Annotated in this window: 22 protein-coding genes; all 22 read left to right on the top strand. The window is 66.3% G+C overall.

Annotation, left to right across the window (positions count from 1 at the left end; translation table 11 throughout):
• Window positions 1-187 precede the first annotated feature (187 nt).
• The 22 genes from popN to pscF all read left to right on the top strand — a co-directional run bounded on the left by popN (window position 188) and on the right by pscF (window position 15,986).
• Window positions 188-1,054: a SctW family type III secretion system gatekeeper subunit PopN gene (gene popN, locus FOC67_RS09055; RefSeq protein WP_003087692.1), complete on the top strand. Its 867-nt coding sequence runs from the start codon at window positions 188-190 to the stop codon at window positions 1,052-1,054.
• Window positions 1,035-1,313, top strand: a complete 279-nt coding sequence (pcr1, locus tag FOC67_RS09060; RefSeq protein ID WP_003087693.1) for an Acr1 family type III secretion system gatekeeper subunit Pcr1 — start codon at window positions 1,035-1,037, stop codon at window positions 1,311-1,313. Before popN ends, pcr1 begins: the two co-directional genes overlap by 20 nt.
• Window positions 1,300-1,671, top strand: coding sequence for a type III secretion chaperone SycN (sycN, locus tag FOC67_RS09065; RefSeq protein WP_003087694.1), 372 nt, complete (start codon window positions 1,300-1,302; stop codon window positions 1,669-1,671). Before pcr1 ends, sycN begins: the two co-directional genes overlap by 14 nt.
• Window positions 1,668-2,033 (top strand): type III secretion system protein PscX, encoded by a 366-nt coding sequence (gene pscX, locus FOC67_RS09070; RefSeq protein ID WP_003140044.1) that lies wholly within the window; start codon window positions 1,668-1,670, stop codon window positions 2,031-2,033. The genes sycN and pscX overlap by 4 nt, the downstream gene beginning before the upstream one ends.
• Window positions 2,034-2,037: 4 nt before the next feature.
• Window positions 2,038-2,367 (top strand): type III secretion system chaperone PscY, encoded by a 330-nt coding sequence (pscY, locus tag FOC67_RS09075; RefSeq protein ID WP_003113547.1) that lies wholly within the window; start codon window positions 2,038-2,040, stop codon window positions 2,365-2,367.
• Window positions 2,364-4,484: a SctV family type III secretion system export apparatus subunit PcrD gene (gene pcrD, locus FOC67_RS09080; protein WP_003100792.1), complete on the top strand. Its 2,121-nt coding sequence runs from the start codon at window positions 2,364-2,366 to the stop codon at window positions 4,482-4,484. Before pscY ends, pcrD begins: the two co-directional genes overlap by 4 nt.
• Window positions 4,481-4,915: an LcrR family type III secretion system chaperone PcrR gene (gene pcrR, locus FOC67_RS09085; protein WP_003100791.1), complete on the top strand. Its 435-nt coding sequence runs from the start codon at window positions 4,481-4,483 to the stop codon at window positions 4,913-4,915. Before pcrD ends, pcrR begins: the two co-directional genes overlap by 4 nt.
• A 27-nt stretch (window positions 4,916-4,942) precedes the next feature.
• The gene (pcrG, locus tag FOC67_RS09090; RefSeq protein WP_003109501.1) at window positions 4,943-5,239 is read left to right on the top strand and encodes an LcrG family type III secretion system chaperone PcrG; all 297 of its coding nucleotides are present in this window, start codon (window positions 4,943-4,945) and stop codon (window positions 5,237-5,239) included.
• A gap of 9 nt (window positions 5,240-5,248) precedes the next feature.
• Complete coding sequence (gene pcrV, locus FOC67_RS09095) at window positions 5,249-6,133, top strand: type III secretion system needle tip protein PcrV (RefSeq protein ID WP_003109502.1); 885 nt, start codon at window positions 5,249-5,251, stop codon at window positions 6,131-6,133.
• A gap of 8 nt (window positions 6,134-6,141) precedes the next feature.
• Window positions 6,142-6,648 carry a SycD/LcrH family type III secretion system chaperone PcrH gene (gene pcrH / locus FOC67_RS09100; protein WP_003087708.1) on the top strand — a complete coding sequence of 169 codons (507 nt, stop codon included), beginning with the start codon at window positions 6,142-6,144 and terminating at the stop codon, window positions 6,646-6,648.
• Window positions 6,629-7,801 (top strand): type III secretion system translocon subunit PopB, encoded by a 1,173-nt coding sequence (popB, locus tag FOC67_RS09105; RefSeq protein ID WP_009314657.1) that lies wholly within the window; start codon window positions 6,629-6,631, stop codon window positions 7,799-7,801. Before pcrH ends, popB begins: the two co-directional genes overlap by 20 nt.
• Window positions 7,802-7,812: 11 nt before the next feature.
• Window positions 7,813-8,700 (top strand): type III secretion system translocon subunit PopD, encoded by an 888-nt coding sequence (popD, locus tag FOC67_RS09110; protein ID WP_009314655.1) that lies wholly within the window; start codon window positions 7,813-7,815, stop codon window positions 8,698-8,700.
• A 126-nt stretch (window positions 8,701-8,826) separates the two neighbouring features.
• Window positions 8,827-9,264, top strand: a complete 438-nt coding sequence (exsC, locus tag FOC67_RS09115) for a type III secretion system regulatory chaperone ExsC (protein ID WP_003100769.1) — start codon at window positions 8,827-8,829, stop codon at window positions 9,262-9,264.
• Window positions 9,265-9,272: 8 nt separating this feature from the next.
• Entirely contained in the window at window positions 9,273-9,518 is a 246-nt protein-coding gene (gene exsE, locus FOC67_RS09120) for a T3SS regulon translocated regulator ExsE (RefSeq protein ID WP_003117722.1), read from the top strand.
• Window positions 9,519-9,526: 8 nt separating this feature from the next.
• Complete coding sequence (gene exsB, locus FOC67_RS09125; protein WP_003109507.1) at window positions 9,527-9,940, top strand: YscW family type III secretion system pilotin ExsB; 414 nt, start codon at window positions 9,527-9,529, stop codon at window positions 9,938-9,940.
• A 297-nt stretch (window positions 9,941-10,237) separates the two neighbouring features.
• Window positions 10,238-11,074, top strand: a complete 837-nt coding sequence (gene exsA / locus FOC67_RS09130; RefSeq protein ID WP_003120334.1) for a T3SS regulon transcriptional activator ExsA — start codon at window positions 10,238-10,240, stop codon at window positions 11,072-11,074.
• A gap of 97 nt (window positions 11,075-11,171) precedes the next feature.
• A complete protein-coding gene (gene exsD / locus FOC67_RS09135) occupies window positions 11,172-12,002 on the top strand; it encodes a T3SS regulon anti-activator ExsD (RefSeq protein WP_003109509.1) in 831 nt (276 codons plus the stop codon).
• A 33-nt stretch (window positions 12,003-12,035) separates the two neighbouring features.
• Window positions 12,036-12,458, top strand: a complete 423-nt coding sequence (gene pscB / locus FOC67_RS09140) for a YscB family type III secretion system chaperone PscB (protein WP_003109510.1) — start codon at window positions 12,036-12,038, stop codon at window positions 12,456-12,458.
• Window positions 12,458-14,260 (top strand): SctC family type III secretion system outer membrane ring subunit PscC, encoded by a 1,803-nt coding sequence (gene pscC / locus FOC67_RS09145; RefSeq protein ID WP_003109511.1) that lies wholly within the window; start codon window positions 12,458-12,460, stop codon window positions 14,258-14,260. The genes pscB and pscC overlap by 1 nt, the downstream gene beginning before the upstream one ends.
• A gap of 1 nt (window position 14,261) precedes the next feature.
• Window positions 14,262-15,560, top strand: coding sequence for a SctD family type III secretion system inner membrane ring subunit PscD (pscD, locus tag FOC67_RS09150; protein ID WP_003132859.1), 1,299 nt, complete (start codon window positions 14,262-14,264; stop codon window positions 15,558-15,560).
• The gene (gene pscE / locus FOC67_RS09155) at window positions 15,523-15,726 is read left to right on the top strand and encodes a YscE family type III secretion system co-chaperone PscE (protein ID WP_003100751.1); all 204 of its coding nucleotides are present in this window, start codon (window positions 15,523-15,525) and stop codon (window positions 15,724-15,726) included. Before pscD ends, pscE begins: the two co-directional genes overlap by 38 nt.
• Before the next feature lie 2 nt (window positions 15,727-15,728).
• Entirely contained in the window at window positions 15,729-15,986 is a 258-nt protein-coding gene (gene pscF, locus FOC67_RS09160; RefSeq protein ID WP_003087729.1) for a type III secretion system needle filament protein PscF, read from the top strand.

Consider the following 15,986-nt stretch of genomic DNA (forward strand, 5'->3'; position numbering starts at 1 on the left):
GGGTCGGTTCGGCTGGAGTCGGCGCGCACTATAGAGAAAGCCTCGCGCGACGAATTTCAGTGCCAGCCGGGAGTTTTTAGAAATCGGTTGCCGCCGCGGCTAAAAAAAACCGGCCGATATTGGCATCGGCGGCGCCGGGCCGGTTCCTATACTGCGCCGCCTTTGCAGACCAGGAACCACAGCCACGATGGACATCCTCCAGAGTTCCTCCGCCGCGCCCCTCGCGCCGCGGGAAGCGGCCAACGCCCCCGCGCAGCAGGCCGGCGGCAGCTTCCAGGGCGAGCGCGTCCACTACGTTTCCGTTTCGCAGTCGCTGGCCGATGCCGCGGAAGAGCTGACCTTCGCCTTTTCCGAGCGCGCCGAGAAATCCCTGGCCAAGCGCCGCCTGAGCGACGCCCATGCGCGCCTGAGCGAAGTCCAGGCCATGCTGCAGGAGTACTGGAAGCGCATTCCGGACCTGGAAAGCCAGCAGAAGCTCGAGGCGCTGATCGCCCACCTGGGCAGCGGCCAACTGAGCAGCCTGGCGCAGCTCAGTGCTTACCTGGAGGGCTTCTCCAGCGAGATCAGCCAGCGCTTCCTGGCGCTGTCGCGGGCGCGCGACGTCCTGGCCGGGCGGCCGGAGGCGCGGGCGATGCTGGCGCTGGTCGACCAGGCGTTGCTGCGGATGGCCGACGAGCAGGGCCTGGAGATCGAACTCGGCCTGCGCATCGAGCCGCTGGCCGCCGAGGCTTCCGCCGCCGGTGTCGGCGATATCCAGGCGCTGCGCGATACCTACCGTGACGCGGTACTCGACTACCGGGGCCTGTCGGCGGCCTGGCAGGACATCCAGGCGCGCTTCGCCGCGACGCCGCTGGAGCGGGTCGTGGCCTTCCTGCAGAAAGCCCTGAGCGCCGACCTGGACAGTCAGTCGAGCCGGCTCGATCCGGTGAAGCTGGAGCGGGTCATGAGCGACATGCACAAGCTGCGCGTGCTCGGCGGCCTGGCGGAGCAGGTGGGGGCGCTCTGGCAGGTGCTGGTGACAGGGGAGCGGGGCCATGGCATACGGGCCTTCTGAATTGACCGGCGCAGTCATCGCCTTGCTCGAGAAGCGCTGGGTCGGCGTCGCCGAGGTGCAGGCGTTGCTCGAGCCGTTGCCGCTGGCCGACGTCGCCCGGCAGATCCATTTCTTCCGCGAACTGAAGCGTCTCTACCGCCTGTTGCCGGTCGAAGTGTTCGGCGACGACGAGCAGCGCCAGAATCTTTTGAATGCCTGCCAGATGGCACTCGACCTGGCGATCGAGCGCGAAGAGGAGCAGCAGCATGGACTGGGTTGAGCTGGCCGTCGCGCAGTTCTGCCAGGACCTGCGGGTGAGCGTACCGGCGCCGCTGGCGCGCGTGGTGCAACTGGATTTCGAGGACAGCGGCACCTTGCAGCTGGAACGCCATGGCGAACAGTTGTCGCTCTGGCTGGCCTGTGACCTGGCCTGGCACCAGGCCTATCGCGGAACGCTGCGGGCGTTGCGCCTGTGCCATGCGCGCGCGGCCGGGAGCCTGCCGCTGCGTTGCGCCTGGAGCGGCGAATCGCGCCTGCTGCTGTGCATCACCCTGGAAGCCCGGCAGGTCGGCATCCCGACGCTGCACCAGGCCTTGCAGGCGCTGCGCTCGGCGCGCAGCGAAGTGCTCGCCGCATGAGCCGGGTCGGTGCCTGGCACATCGGCATCGAACGACTCGACCTGGCGCATGCCGAGCCGTTCGCGCCGCCCCTGCCGGAGCGCCATCTACTGGCGCCCGACGGCCGGCCGGTCGAGACCCACGTCGCCAGCCTGTATCCCGCGCAGCAGGCGCAACAGCGCCTGTTCGACTACGCCCGGCCCCAGCTGGAGTTCCACGGCCTGCTGCGCCCCGGCGACTTCCGCCAGGCGCTGCGCGATCTCCGCCTGGCCCTCACGCTGCCCGGCCAGCCAGCCCTGCAGGCTGCGGCCTGCCTGCTCGGCGAGCGCGACGAAGACGAGCGACTGCTGCAAATGGCCCTGAACCTGTTGCACAAGGTATGAATCGATGACGTTGAAACCGACGCAACAGCGCCTGTTGCTGATGCTGGGCTGGCTGCACCTGCAATGCGGCCAGCCGCGACGCGCCCAGGTGTTGCTGGAGGCCTTGCTGAGCGTTGCGCCGGAGCGCCGCGACGGGCGCCGCGCCTTGCTCCTGGCGTTGCTCCAGCAAGGCCTCGGCGAGCCCGCCGTGCGCCTGTGCCGGCAGTTGCAGGAGGATGGCGAGGAGGAGCCCGGTCTGTGGCGTTGCCTGAGCCGTGCCGAACAGCTCGCCGGGCGTCTCGACGCGGCGCGTGCCGCGCACGCCCGGGCGCTGGAGCTGGAGGCGCGGGAATGAACGACCTGAGCGGGCTTCTCGGCCGGGTCGGCGAGCGCAAGGACATCCTGCTGGTGGTGTTGCTGCTGGCGGTGGTGTTCATGATGGTGCTGCCGTTGCCACCGCTGCTGCTGGACATCCTCATCGCCGTCAACATCACCATCTCCGTGGTCCTGTTGATGATGTCGGTGTACATCGGCTCGCCGTTGCAGTTCTCGGTGTTCCCGGCAGTGCTGCTGATCACCACGCTGTTCCGCCTGGCGCTGTCGGTGAGCACCACGCGGATGATCCTGCTGCAGGCCGACGCGGGGCAGATCGTCAACACCTTCGGCAGCTTCGTGGTCGGCGGCAACCTGGTGGTGGGCATCATCATCTTCCTGATCATCACCATCGTGCAGTTCCTGGTGATCACCAAGGGTGCCGAGCGGGTCGCCGAGGTCAGCGCGCGCTTTTCCCTGGATGCCATGCCGGGCAAGCAGATGAGCATCGACGGCGACATGCGTGCCGGCGTGATCGATGTCAACGAGGCGCGGGCGCGGCGCGCGGTGATCGAAAAGGAAAGCCAGATGTTCGGCTCCATGGACGGCGCGATGAAGTTCGTCAAGGGCGACGCCATCGCCGGGCTGATCATCATCGTCGTCAACATCCTCGGCGGCATCGCCATCGGCGTCACGCAGAAGGGCCTGAGCACTGCCGACGCGCTGCAACTGTACGCGGTGCTGACCGTCGGCGATGGCATGGTCTCGCAGGTGCCGGCGTTGCTGATCGCCATCACCGCCGGGATCATCGTCACGCGGGTGTCTTCCGACGAGTCGGCGGACCTCGGCAGCGACATCGGCGAACAGGTGGTGGCGCAGCCCAAGGCGCTGCTGATCGGCGGCCTGTTGCTGGTACTGTTCGGCCTGATTCCCGGTTTCCCGACCCTGACCTTCCTGGCTCTCGCGCTGCTGGTTGGTGGCGGCGGCTACTTCATGCTCTGGCGCCAGCGGGCCCAGGCCAGCGCCGGTTCCCGCGACCTGCCGGCGTTGCTCGCGCAGGGCGCCGGAGCGCCATCGGCCAAGGCGCGTGGCAAGGCTGGCGGCGGCAAGCCGAAGGCCGGGCGTCTCGCCGAGCAGGAAGAATTCGCCCTCACCGTGCCGTTGCTGATCGACGTCGATGCCAGCCTCCAGGAACGTCTCGAGGCGATGTCGCTGAACGAGGAGCTGGTGCGGGTACGACGCGCGCTGTACCTGGATTTCGGCGTGCCGTTCCCGGGTATCCACTTGCGCTTCAACGAAGCGATGGGCGATGGCGAATACCTGGTGCAGCTACAGGAGGTCCCGGTCGCGCGCGGATGCCTGCGGCCGGGCTGGTTGCTGGTGCGCGAACGCGCCGCGCAGCTGGAACTGCTCGCGGTCCCCCACGAGCCGGCAGAGCTGCAGGTGCCGGGAGAAGAGGCGAGCTGGGTGGAGCAGGCGCACCAGGATCGCCTGGAGCGTTCCGGCTGTGCCTGCCTGGGCCTGGAGCAGGTGCTCACCTGGCACCTGTCCCATGTGCTGCGGGAGTACGCCGAGGATTTCATCGGCATCCAGGAGACGCGCTACCTGCTGGAGCAGATGGAGCAGGGTTACGGCGAGCTGGTGAAGGAGGCGCAGCGGATCGTTCCCCTGCAGCGGATGACCGAGATTCTCCAGCGCCTGGTCGGCGAGGACATCTCGATCCGCAACATGCGGGCGATCCTCGAGGCGATGGTGGAGTGGGGGCAGAAGGAGAAGGACGTGGTGCAGCTCACCGAGTACATCCGCAGCAGCCTCAAGCGCTACATCTGCTACAAGTACTCCAGCGGCAACAACATCCTTCCCGCCTACCTGCTGGACCAGGCGGTGGAGGAGCAGATCCGCGGTGGCATCCGCCAGACCAGCGCCGGCAGCTACCTGGCCCTCGACCCGGCGATAACCCAGGCCTTCCTCGAGCGCGTGCGGCAGACCGTCGGCGATCTCGCGCAGATGCAGAACCGGCCGGTGCTGATCGTTTCCATGGATATCCGCCGCTACGTGCGCAAGCTGGTGGAGAGCGACTATGCCGGGCTGCCGGTGCTGTCCTACCAGGAGCTGACCCAGCAGATCAACATCCAGCCGCTTGGCAGGATCGTGTTGTGAGCGCCGATCCGCTGATTCCCTGGTTTCTCGCCCGCGGCCTGGCGGTGCGTCCGCATTGCCTGCGCGACACCTCGATCGCGCTCGGTTGGCAGGTCCTGGCCCATGGCTGCGAACTGGCCTGGCGCTGCGACGGCGAGCGGGTCTGGATCGTGATGTTGCGTCGGCGGCAGGCGCGCAGCGGATTGGCCAATCCATTCGCCGCGCTGTACCTGCTGGCGGAGGCCACGCTCGATACGCTGGGGCCGCGCCAGCGTCTCTACGGCAAGGTCCTGGCGCTGGCCGGCAGCCCGCTGCCTGGCGAGCGCATGGCGCGCTTCTATCGCCGCTGGACCGGCGCCGCCGAGCCCGCCGACGGCTGGTTCGAGCTGGAGGCCGGGCGGGTGGTGACGCAGCGAAGCCTGCGAAAACGACAAAAACCCGACCGTGCCTGACAGGCTCCGGCGACGTCGATCCCTACCATGGGCGACATGAACGAATACACCGAAGACACCCTGCGGGCGACCGTCCAGGCCGCCGAACTGGCGATTCGCGACAGCGAGGAACGCGGCCGCCTGCTGGCGGAAATGTGGCAAGGCCTGGGGCTTGCCGCGGACGCCGGCGAGCTGCTGTTCCTGGCGCCGGAGCGAGAGCTGGCGCGAGCCGCCGAAGAGGAGCTGCTGGCCGAACTGCGGCGCATGCGCAGTTCCCAGCCGACGCAGGGCGAGCAGGGTACCCGGCCGCGGCGTCCGACGCCGATGCGTGGCTTGTTGATCTGAGGAATCACGATGGAAGTCAGAAACTTTAATGCCGCTCGCGAGCTGTTCCTGGACGAACTCCTGGCCGCGCCGGCGGCGCCTGCCAGTGCCGAGCAGGAGGAACTGCTGGCCTTGTTGCGCAGCGAGCGGATCGTGCTGGCCCACGCCGGCCAGCCGCTGAGCGAGGCGCAAGTGCTCAAGGCGCTCGCCTGGTTGCTCGCGGCCAATCCGTCCGCGCCTCCGGGGCAGGGCCTCGAGGTACTCCGCGAAGTCCTGCAGGCACGTCGGCAGCCCGGTGCGCAGTGGGATTTGCGCGAGTTCCTGGTGTCGGCCTATTTCAGCCTGCACGGCCGTCTCGACGAGGATGTCATCGGTGTCTACAAGGATGTCCTGCAGACCCAGGACGGCAAGCGCAAGGCGCTGCTCGACGAGCTCAAGGCGCTGACCGCGGAGTTGAAGGTCTACAGCGTGATCCAGTCGCAGATCAACGCCGCGCTGTCGGCCAAGCAGGGCATCAGGATCGACGCTGGCGGTATCGATCTGGTCGACCCCACGCTCTATGGCTATGCCGTCGGCGATCCCAGGTGGAAGGACAGCCCCGAGTATGCGTTGCTGAGCAATCTGGATACCTTCAGCGGCAAGCTGTCGATCAAGGATTTTCTCAGCGGCTCGCCGAAGCAGAGCGGGGAACTCAAGGGCCTCAAGGATGAGTACCCCTTCGAGAAGGACAACAACCCGGTCGGCAATTTCGCCACCACGGTGAGCGACCGCTCGCGTCCGCTGAACGACAAGGTCAACGAGAAGACCACCCTGCTCAACGACACCAGCTCCCGCTACAACTCGGCGGTCGAGGCGCTCAACCGCTTCATCCAGAAATACGACAGCGTCCTGCGCGACATTCTCAGCGCGATCTAGAGGTATCCATGAACCAGCAAGCGACCCCTTCCGACACCGACCAGCAACAGGCGCTGGAGGCCTTCCTGCGCGACGGCGGCACCCTGGCGATGCTTCGCGGACTCAGCGAGGACACCCTGGAGCAGCTCTATGCGCTGGGCTTCAACCAGTACCAGGCGGGCAAGTGGGACGACGCGCAGAAGATCTTCCAGGCACTGTGCATGCTCGACCACTACGACGCCCGCTACTTTCTCGGCCTGGGCGCCTGCCGCCAGTCCCTCGGTCTCTATGAACAGGCCCTGCAGAGCTACAGCTACGGCGCGCTGATGGACATCAACGAGCCGCGCTTTCCCTTCCATGCCGCCGAGTGCCACCTGCAACTGGGTGATCTCGACGGAGCCGAGAGTGGCTTCTACTCGGCCCGGGCCCTGGCCGCGGCACAGCCGGCGCACGAGGCCCTGGCCGCGCGTGCCGGCGCCATGTTGGAAGCCGTAACCGCGAGAAAGGATCGAACATATGAATCCGATAACGCTTGAACGCGCCGGACTGCCCTACGGGGTGGCCGACGCCGGGGATATCCCGGCGCTCGGCAGGCCGGTCGCGAGGGATGTCGAGAGTCTGCGGGTGGAGCGCCTGGCGGCGCCGGCCGCGGCTTCCGCGAGCGGCACGGGGGTGGCGCTGACGCCGCCGTCCGCAGCCAGCCAGCAGCGCCTGGAGGTCGCCAATCGTGCGGAGATCGCCAGCCTGGTGCAAGCAGTGGGCGAGGATGCCGGACTGGCGCGGCAGGTTGTGCTGGCCGGCGCTTCGACGCTGTTGTCCGTCGGCCTGATGTCGCCGCAGGCGTTCGAGATCGAGCTGGCGAAAATCACCGGCGAAGTCGAGAACCAGCAGAAGAAACTCAAGCTGACCGAAATCGAGCAGGCGCGAAAGCAGAACCTGCAGAAGATGGAAGACAACCAGCAGAAGATCAGGGAATCGGAAGAAGCCGCGAAAGAAGCCCAGAAGTCCGGTCTGGCAGCCAAAATCTTTGGTTGGATCAGTGCAATAGCTTCGATCATCGTCGGCGCAATCATGGTGGCAACCGGCGTCGGCGCGGCCGCGGGTGCACTGATGATCGCGGGCGGTGTCATGGGAGTGGTCTCCCAGTCGGTACAGCAGGCAGCCGCGGACGGATTGATCAGCAAGGAAGTGATGGAAAAGCTCGGCCCGGCACTGATGGGTATCGAGATCGCCGTCGCGCTGCTGGCGGCGGTGGTCAGCTTCGGCGGCTCAGCGGTCGGCGGGCTGGCCAAGCTGGGCGCGAAGATCGGCGGCAAGGCGGCCGAGATGACCGCCAGCCTGGCGAGCAAGGTCGCCGACCTGGGCGGCAAGTTCGGCAGTTTGGCCGGCCAATCGCTGTCGCACTCGCTGAAACTCGGCGTGCAGGTTTCCGACCTGACCCTGGACGTCGCCAACGGCGCGGCCCAGGCCACTCATTCGGGATTCCAGGCGAAGGCCGCGAACCGCCAGGCCGACGTGCAGGAATCGCGTGCCGACCTGACCACCCTGCAGGGCGTGATCGAGCGCCTGAAGGAAGAGCTGAGCCGCATGCTGGAAGCATTCCAGGAAATCATGGAGCGGATCTTCGCCATGCTCCAGGCCAAGGGTGAAACCCTGCACAACCTGTCCAGCCGACCGGCAGCGATCTGAGGAGGCGTCACATGATCGATACGCAATATTCCCTGGCGGCTACCCAGGCCGCGATCCCCTCCGAGCCGATCGCTCCCGGCGCCGCCGGGCGTTCCGTCGGCACGCCGCAAGCGGCTGCGGAGCTGCCGCAGGTGCCGGCCGCGCGGGCCGACCGGGTCGAACTGAACGCTCCGCGCCAGGCGCTCGACCCGGTGCGTATGGAAGCGGCCGGCAGCGAGCTGGACAGCAGCGTCGAGCTTCTGCTGATTCTCTTCCGCATCGCGCAGAAGGCGCGCGAGCTGGGCGTGCTCCAGCGCGACAACGAGAACCAGGCGATCATCCACGCGCAGAAGGCGCAGGTGGACGAGATGCGCAGCGGCGCCACGCTGATGATCGCCATGGCGGTGATCGCCGGCGTCGGCGCGTTGGCCTCGGCAGTGGTCGGCAGTCTCGGCGCGTTGAAGAACGGCAAGGCCATCAGCCAGGAGAAGACCCTGCAGAAGAACATCGATGGGCGCAACGAACTGATCGACGCGAAGATGCAGGCGCTGGGCAAGACCTCCGATGAGGATCGCAAGATCGTCGGCAAGGTCTGGGCGGCGGACCAGGCGCAGGACAGTGTGGCGTTGCGCGCGGCGGGCCGTGCCTTCGAGAGCCGCAACGGCGCCCTGCAGGTGGCCAACACGGTGATCCAGTCCTTCGTCCAGATGGCCAACGCCTCGGTCCAGGTGCGCCAGGGCGAGTCGCAGGCGAGCGCCCGGGAAGAGGAGGTCAACGCCACCATCGGGCAGAGCCAGAAGCAGAAGGTCGAGGACCAGATGAGCTTCGATGCCGGCTTCATGAAGGACGTCCTGCAGCTCATCCAGCAGTACACCCAGAGCCATAACCAGGCCTGGCGTGCGGCGGCCGGAGTGGTCTGAGCCGTCTCCGCGCGGGAGGAAAAAGGCCACAGCGATGTGGCTTTTTTCTTAAAAGAAAAGTCTCTCAGTGACAAAAGCGATGCATAGCCCGGTGCTAGCATGCGCTGAGCTTTAGGAGGCGCCCCCATGGATTTAACGAGCAAGGTCAACCGACTGCTTGCCGAGTTCGCAGGCCGTATCGGTTTGCCTTCCCTGTCCCTCGACGAAGAGGGCATGGCGAGCCTGCTGTTCGACGAACAGGTGGGCGTCACCCTGTTGCTGCTCGCCGAGCGCGAGCGTCTGTTGCTGGAGGCCGATGTGGCGGGCATCGATGTGCTGGGCGAGGGGATCTTTCGCCAGCTCGCCAGCTTCAACCGCCATTGGCACCGTTTCGATCTGCATTTCGGCTTCGACGAGCTGACCGGCAAGGTCCAGTTGTATGCGCAGATTCTCGCAGCGCAACTGACCCTCGAATGCTTCGAGGCGACCCTGGCCAACCTGCTCGACCACGCCGAGTTCTGGCAACGCCTGCTGCCGTGCGACAGCGATCGCGAGGCGGTCGCTGCGGTCGGCATGAGGGTTTGAGTGGCCCCATGAAAATCGAATCGATTTCGCCGGTGCAGCCGTCCCAAGACGCAGGAGCCGAGACGGTGGGGCATTTCGAGGGGCGTTCGGTGACCCGCGCGGCCGTTCGCGGCGACGACCGTTCCAGCGTGGCCGGGCTGGCGCGCTGGCTGGCGCGCAACGTGGCTGGCGATCCGCGCAGCGAGCAGGCCTTGCAGCGCCTCGCCGACGGCGACGGCACGCCGCTGGAGGCGCGCACGGTCCGGCGCAGGTGAGGTGCTGGATGCTGTTGCCGCTGGCGTTGCTGCTCGGCGGTTGCGTCAGCCAGCCCGCGCCGATGTCGCCGAAGGTGACGGTGGGCGGTTCGGTGGGCGGCGTTTCCCTGCAGGCGCGCCAGGCGCAACTCAGGCTGCGCCTGTATGCCGTCGTTCAGGGAGGGATGCAAACGATTGCCGAGCGGCGCTACCGGGTGTCCGGGTTGCCGTTGCGCTATGCGTTCGATCTGGAGGTCGACAGGTTGGAGGGCGAGGCATTGTACCTACGCACCGAGCTTTCCTGGGTGGGCGTCGCGGCGGTCCAGGCGAGCGCCTGGCAGCGGGTGGCGGCGGGCGTCGATGAGCGGGTCCGGCTGGTTCGGCGCGACTGTTTTCCGAATTGTACGGCCGCTCGCCCGGAAGAAAGATCTGGCAACGATTGATACATTGCCTGCTGTTTCGGAAAGTGCGTATGGAGATTAAAGAAGTGCAAGTCTCGTTCGTTGTCAGGGAAGGCCTCGAATAATAAAACTGGTACTTTTGTTCCGCTTCTAAAGAAGGCTGGATTAATTGGCGGAAGCCGACTCGCTCTGCGAATCAGCGCACGTCGGATAATCCTGATTATTATAAAATCGACTCCGTGCTCATGGCTTTGAAAATCAATAAAACGGAGCGTATTCATGCCTCTCCGCTAGGCGGGGCATTCAAGGTACGACGGGAAGTGTTGGGGTTCTTATAATATGCAAGGAGCCAAATCTCTTGGCCGAAAGCAGATAACGTCTTGTCATTGGAACATTCCAACTTTCGAATACAGGGTAAACAAGGAAGAGGGCGTATATGTTCTGCTCGAGGGCGAACTGACCGTCCAGGACATCGATTCCACTTTTTGCCTGGCGCCTGGCGAGTTGCTTTTCGTCCGCCGCGGAAGCTATGTCGTAAGTACCAAGGGAAAGGACAGCCGAATACTCTGGATTCCATTATCTGCCCAGTTTCTACAAGGCTTCGTCCAGCGCTTCGGCGCGCTGTTGAGCGAAGTCGAGCGTTGCGACGAGCCCGTGCCGGGCATCATCGCGTTCGCTGCCACGCCTCTGCTGGCCGGTTGCGTCAAGGGGTTGAAGGAATTGCTTGTGCATGAGCATCCGCCGATGCTCGCCTGCCTGAAGATCGAGGAGTTGCTGATGCTCTTCGCGTTCAGTCCGCAGGGGCCGCTGCTGATGTCGGTCCTGCGGCAACTGAGCAACCGGCATGTCGAGCGTCTGCAGCTATTCATGGAGAAGCACTACCTCAACGAGTGGAAGCTGTCCGACTTCTCCCGCGAGTTCGGCATGGGGCTGACCACCTTCAAGGAGCTGTTCGGCAGTGTCTACGGGGTTTCGCCGCGCGCCTGGATCAGCGAGCGGAGAATCCTCTATGCCCATCAGTTGCTGCTCAACAGCGACATGAGCATCGTCGACATCGCCATGGAGGCGGGCTTTTCCAGTCAGTCCTATTTCACCCAGAGCTATCGCCGCCGTTTCGGCTGCACACCGAGCCGCTCGCGGCAGGGGAAGGACGAATGCCGGGCTAAAAATAACTGACGTTTTTTGAAAGCCCGGTAGCGGCTGCATGAGTAGAATCGGCCCAAATTGCAGGCTCTGACGAGCGCGCAATGTAGTGAGGAAGCCAAGGCAGAGAATGGAGCAGGAAGACGATAAGCAGTACTCCCGAGAAGCGGTGTTCGCCGGCAGGCGGGTATCCGTGGTGGGCTCGGACGCCCGCTCGCGGGGTCGGGTGCCGGGTTACGCATCGAGCAGTTTGTATCGTGAGTCCGGAATCATCAGTGCGCGGCAACTGGCGTTGCTGCAGCGGATGCTGCCGCGCCTGCGGCTGGAGCAACTGTTCCGCTGCGAATGGTTGCAGCAGCGCCTGGCGCGCGGCCTGGCACTGGGGCGCGAAGAGGTGCGGCAGATTCTCCTCTGCGCGGCGCAGGACGACGACGGCTGGTGCGCCGAACTGGGCGATCGGGTCAACCTCGCCGTGCCGCAGTCGATGATCGATTGGGTCCTGCTGCCGGTCTATGGCTGGTGGGAAAGCCTGCTCGACCAGGCGATCCCCGGCTGGCGCCTGTCGCTGGTGGAGCTGGAAACCCAGTCTCGGCAACTGCGAATCAAGTCCGAATTCTGGTCCCGCGTGGCCGAGCTGGAGCCGGAGCAGGCCCGCGAGGAACTGGCCAGGGTCGCCAAGTGCCAGGCGCGCACCCAGGAACAGGTGGCCGAACTGGCCGGCAAGCTGGAGACGGCTTCGGCATTGGCGAAGAGCGCCTGGCCGAACTGGCAGCGGGGCATGGCGACGCTGCTCGCCAGCGGCGGGCTGGCCGGCTTCGAGCCGATCCCCGAGGTCCTCGAATGCCTCTGGCAACCTCTCTGCCGGCTGGACGACGACGTCGGCGCGGCGGACGCCGTCCAGGCCTGGCTGCACGAACGCAACCTGTGCCAGGCACAGGATCACTTCTACTGGCAGAGCTGAGCGGCCGGCGAAAGCCGGCCCTACCGAGGAATCATGGATCATCTGTTGAGCGGATTGGCCACTCGCCTGGGCCAAGGGCCCTTTGTTGCCGATCGGACGGGTTCGTACCACCTGCGCATCGACGGACAGAGCGTCCTGTTGCTGCGCCAGGGCGACGACCTGCTGCTGGAAAGCCCGCTGGAGCACGCCCCCCTGGACCCGCAGCGCGACCAGCAGGGGTTGCTGCGGGCGCTGTTGTCGCGGGTCGCCAGTTGGAGCCGGCGCTATCCCCAGGCCATCGTCCTGGATGCGGACGGGCGCCTGCTGTTGCAGGCGCGGCTGGGCCTCGATGGCCTCGATCCCGAGCGACTCGAACGGGCCCTGGCCGCCCAGGTGGGGCTGCTCGAGGCGCTGGCGCCGGAGCTGGAGCCGCTGCCCCGCGGGTTGCCGCCGCAGGTTCCGGTGTGGCGTCCCTGATGCGCCGCCTGCTGATCGGCGGACTGCTGGCGCTGCTGCCTGGCGCGGTCTTGCGCGCGCAGCCGCTGGACTGGCCCAGCCTGCCTTACGACTATGTGGCGCAGGGCGAAAGCCTGCGCGACGTGCTGGCCAACTTCGGCGCCAACTACGATGCCTCGGTGATCGTCAGCGACAAGGTCAACGACCAGGTCAGCGGTCGCTTCGACCTGGAAAGCCCGCAGGCCTTCCTGCAGTTGATGGCCTCCCTCTACAACCTCGGCTGGTACTACGACGGCACCGTGCTGTACGTATTCAAGACCACCGAGATGCAATCGCGGCTGGTGAGGCTGGAGCAGGTCGGCGAGGCCGAGCTGAAGCGCGCGCTGACCGCCGCCGGCATCTGGGAACCGCGCTTCGGCTGGCGTGCCGACCCTTCCGGGCGGCTGGTGCACGTGTCCGGTCCGGGGCGCTATCTCGAACTGGTCGAGCAGACCGCCCAGGTGCTGGAGCAGCAATACACCCTGCGCAGCGAAAAGACCGGCGACCTCAGCGTGGAGATCTTCCCGCTGCGCTATGCGGTCGCCGAGGACCGCAAGATCGAGTACCGCGACGACGAGATCGAGGCGCCGGGCATCGCCAGCATCCTCTCGCGGGTGCTCAGCGATGCCAACGTGGTTGCGGTGGGCGACGAGCCGGGCAAGCTGCGCCCGGGACCGCAATCGAGCCATGCGGTGGTCCAGGCGGAACCGTCGCTGAACGCGGTGGTGGTGCGCGACCACAAGGACCGGTTGCCCATGTATCGCCGCCTGATCGAAGCCCTCGACCGGCCCTCGGCGCGGATCGAGGTCGGCTTGTCGATCATCGACATCAATGCCGAGAACCTCGCCCAGCTGGGCGTCGACTGGAGCGCCGGGATTCGCCTGGGCAACAACAAGTCGATCCAGATCCGTACCACCGGCCAGGATAGCGAGGAGGGCGGCGGCGCCGGTAACGGGGCGGTCGGCAGTCTGGTGGACAGTCGCGGGCTGGATTTCCTGCTGGCCAAGGTCACCCTGTTGCAGAGCCAGGGGCAGGCGCAGATCGGATCCCGGCCGACCCTGCTGACCCAGGAGAATACCCAGGCGGTGCTCGACCAGAGCGAAACCTACTATGTGCGGGTCACGGGCGAGCGGGTGGCCGAGCTGAAGGCGATCACCTACGGCACCATGCTGAAAATGACGCCGCGAGTGGTGACTCTCGGCGATACGCCGGAGATCAGCCTCAGCCTGCACATCGAGGACGGCAGCCAGAAACCCAACAGCGCCGGCCTGGACAAGATCCCCACGATCAACCGCACGGTGATCGATACCATCGCCCGCGTGGGCCATGGCCAGAGCCTGCTGATCGGCGGCATCTACCGCGACGAACTGAGCCAGAGCCAGCGCAAGGTACCCTGGCTCGGCGACATTCCCTATCTCGGCGCGCTGTTCCGCACTACCGCGGACACCGTGCGCCGCTCGGTGCGGCTGTTCCTCATCGAGCCTCGGCTGATCGACGATGGCGTCGGCCATTACCTGGCGCTGAACAACCGTCGCGACCTGCGCGGCGGCCTGCTTGAAATCGACGAGTTGTCGAACCAGAGCCTGTCGTTGCGCAAGCTGCTCGGTAGCGCCCGCTGCCAGGCGCTGGCGCCGGCCAGGGCCGAACAGGAGCGCTTGCGCCAGGCCGGCCAGGGTTCGTTCCTCACGCCCTGCCGGATGGGGGCGCAGGAGGGCTGGCGGGTGACCGACGGCGCCTGTCCCAAGGACGGCGCCTGGTGCGTCGGCGCGGAGCGCGGGAATTAGCATGGCCTGGAAGATCCGCTTCTACAGCGGGCTGAACCAGGGCGCCGAAGTCTCGCTCGGAGAGGGCCGGGTGGCGCTTGGCAGCGATCCGTTGCAGGCCGACTTGGTGTTGCTCGACGAGGGCATCGCGGCAGTCCACCTGGTGCTCGAGGTCGATGCCCAGGGCGTGCGCCTGCTGGAGTGGGCGGAGGGCTGCGAGCCTCGCCAGGACGGCCAGGCGCAAGTCGCCGGAGCGATCCTGCAGGCGCTTGCCGGGCAGACCTGCGGCCCGCTGCGCTGGGCATTCTGCGACCCGCAGCGGAGTTTTCCCGAGCGTTTCCCCGAAGTCGAGGCGCAGACCGCGCCAGTGCGCCGCAAGCCGTCCGCCCGTGCCGGCGGGGCCTGGCTGCTCGGCATCAGCCTGGCGCTGGCCCTGTGCCTGCTGGGCATGCTCGTCGAACCCTGGTCGGCCCGCCAGCACGGCATGGCCGGCGAGGAGCCCCTGGCGAGGGTGCGCGCCTACCTGCGCGAGCAGGGCATGAGCGAGGTGGATGTGCAGCGCCAGGGCGACAGTCTCCTGCTCGGCGGCTACCTGGAGGACAACGCTCGGCGCCTGGCGCTGCAGCGCTACCTCGATGGCAGCGGCGTGGACTACCGACTGGAAGCACGGAGCATGGAAGACATTCGCCAGGGCGTGGATTTCATCCTGCAGAAATTCGGCTATCGGCAGATCCTCAGCAGCAACGCGGACAAGCCTGGCTGGGTCCGGCTCAACGGCGAACTGGCGGAACAGGACGAACGCTGGGCGCGGATCGACGCATTGCTGGAGTCCGAGGTGCCGGGCCTGCTCGGGGTGGAAAACCAGGTCCGGGTGGCCGGCTCGCACCTGCGCCGCCTCGAGCGCCTGCTGGCGGACGCCGGCCTCGACCGGCAACTGAGTTTCCGCGAGCGCGGCGAGCGCATCGAGTTGAGCGGCACGCTCGACGAGGTCCAGCTCAGCGCCTTCTACCGCCTGCAGCGCGAGTTCCAGCAGGAGTTCGGCAACCGCCCGAGCCTGGAGCTGCTCAGTCGCGGCAAGCGCGCCAGCGGCGACGAACTGGAGTTCACGGTGCGCTCGGTGTCGCTGGGGCGGGTGCCCTATGTAGTGCTCGGCGACGGCCAGAAATACCCGGTGGGCGCCTCGACATCCCGCGGTGTGCGAATCCTCGCCATCGAGCCGGAGTCGATCCTGGTGGCCCGCGGCAAGCAGCGTTTCATCATCAATCTCAAAGGGGAGGTGCTCCATGATGACAGCCTTGGAAACGCGACTGTCGGTCGCTGACGGCACGCATGCCGCAGCGCTCCGGCAGCGTCTGCAGGCGGCGCTGGCGGAGTGTCGCCGGGAACTGGCCAGAGGCGCCGGCCCGGAGCGCTTTCAATTCCTGCAACAGCAGGCCCGGGCCCTCGAAGGCGGTCTCGGCATTCTTTCGCAGCTCACAGAGGACTAAGCATGGCGCAGATATTCAACCCCAACCCGGGGAATACCCTCGATACCGTGGCCAATGCCCTGAAGGAGCAGGCCAACGCAGCGAACAAGGACGTCAACGACGCGATCAAGGCCTTGCAGGGGACCGACAATGCCGACAACCCGGCGCTGCTGGCCGAGCTGCAACACAAGATCAACAAGTGGTCGGTCATCTACAACATCAACTCGACGGTGACCCGGGCGCTGCGCGACCTGATGCAAGGCATCCTGCAGAAGATCTGA

Origin of the sequence: Pseudomonas sp. FDAARGOS_761, assembly GCF_013343155.1 — a bacterium.
GTDB classification, from domain to species: domain Bacteria; phylum Pseudomonadota; class Gammaproteobacteria; order Pseudomonadales; family Pseudomonadaceae; genus Pseudomonas; species Pseudomonas aeruginosa.

Coding starts and splice junctions, on each gene's coding strand:
- exsA (WP_003120334.1), top strand. CDS start 10,238: ATGCAAGGAGCCAAATCTCTTGGCCGAAAGCAGATAACGTCTTGTCAT.
- exsE (WP_003117722.1), top strand. CDS start 9,273: ATGAAAATCGAATCGATTTCGCCGGTGCAGCCGTCCCAAGACGCAGGA.
- pcrH (WP_003087708.1), top strand. CDS start 6,142: ATGAACCAGCAAGCGACCCCTTCCGACACCGACCAGCAACAGGCGCTG.
- pscB (WP_003109510.1), top strand. CDS start 12,036: ATGGATCATCTGTTGAGCGGATTGGCCACTCGCCTGGGCCAAGGGCCC.
- sycN (WP_003087694.1), top strand. CDS start 1,300: ATGGACTGGGTTGAGCTGGCCGTCGCGCAGTTCTGCCAGGACCTGCGG.
- popB (WP_009314657.1), top strand. CDS start 6,629: ATGAATCCGATAACGCTTGAACGCGCCGGACTGCCCTACGGGGTGGCC.
- exsB (WP_003109507.1), top strand. CDS start 9,527: ATGCTGTTGCCGCTGGCGTTGCTGCTCGGCGGTTGCGTCAGCCAGCCC.
- popD (WP_009314655.1), top strand. CDS start 7,813: ATGATCGATACGCAATATTCCCTGGCGGCTACCCAGGCCGCGATCCCC.
- popN (WP_003087692.1), top strand. CDS start 188: ATGGACATCCTCCAGAGTTCCTCCGCCGCGCCCCTCGCGCCGCGGGAA.
- exsD (WP_003109509.1), top strand. CDS start 11,172: ATGGAGCAGGAAGACGATAAGCAGTACTCCCGAGAAGCGGTGTTCGCC.
- pcrV (WP_003109502.1), top strand. CDS start 5,249: ATGGAAGTCAGAAACTTTAATGCCGCTCGCGAGCTGTTCCTGGACGAA.
- pscY (WP_003113547.1), top strand. CDS start 2,038: ATGACGTTGAAACCGACGCAACAGCGCCTGTTGCTGATGCTGGGCTGG.
- pscX (WP_003140044.1), top strand. CDS start 1,668: ATGAGCCGGGTCGGTGCCTGGCACATCGGCATCGAACGACTCGACCTG.
- pcrG (WP_003109501.1), top strand. CDS start 4,943: ATGGGCGACATGAACGAATACACCGAAGACACCCTGCGGGCGACCGTC.
- pcr1 (WP_003087693.1), top strand. CDS start 1,035: ATGGCATACGGGCCTTCTGAATTGACCGGCGCAGTCATCGCCTTGCTC.
- pscE (WP_003100751.1), top strand. CDS start 15,523: ATGATGACAGCCTTGGAAACGCGACTGTCGGTCGCTGACGGCACGCAT.
- exsC (WP_003100769.1), top strand. CDS start 8,827: ATGGATTTAACGAGCAAGGTCAACCGACTGCTTGCCGAGTTCGCAGGC.
- pscD (WP_003132859.1), top strand. CDS start 14,262: ATGGCCTGGAAGATCCGCTTCTACAGCGGGCTGAACCAGGGCGCCGAA.
- pscC (WP_003109511.1), top strand. CDS start 12,458: ATGCGCCGCCTGCTGATCGGCGGACTGCTGGCGCTGCTGCCTGGCGCG.
- pcrD (WP_003100792.1), top strand. CDS start 2,364: ATGAACGACCTGAGCGGGCTTCTCGGCCGGGTCGGCGAGCGCAAGGAC.
- pscF (WP_003087729.1), top strand. CDS start 15,729: ATGGCGCAGATATTCAACCCCAACCCGGGGAATACCCTCGATACCGTG.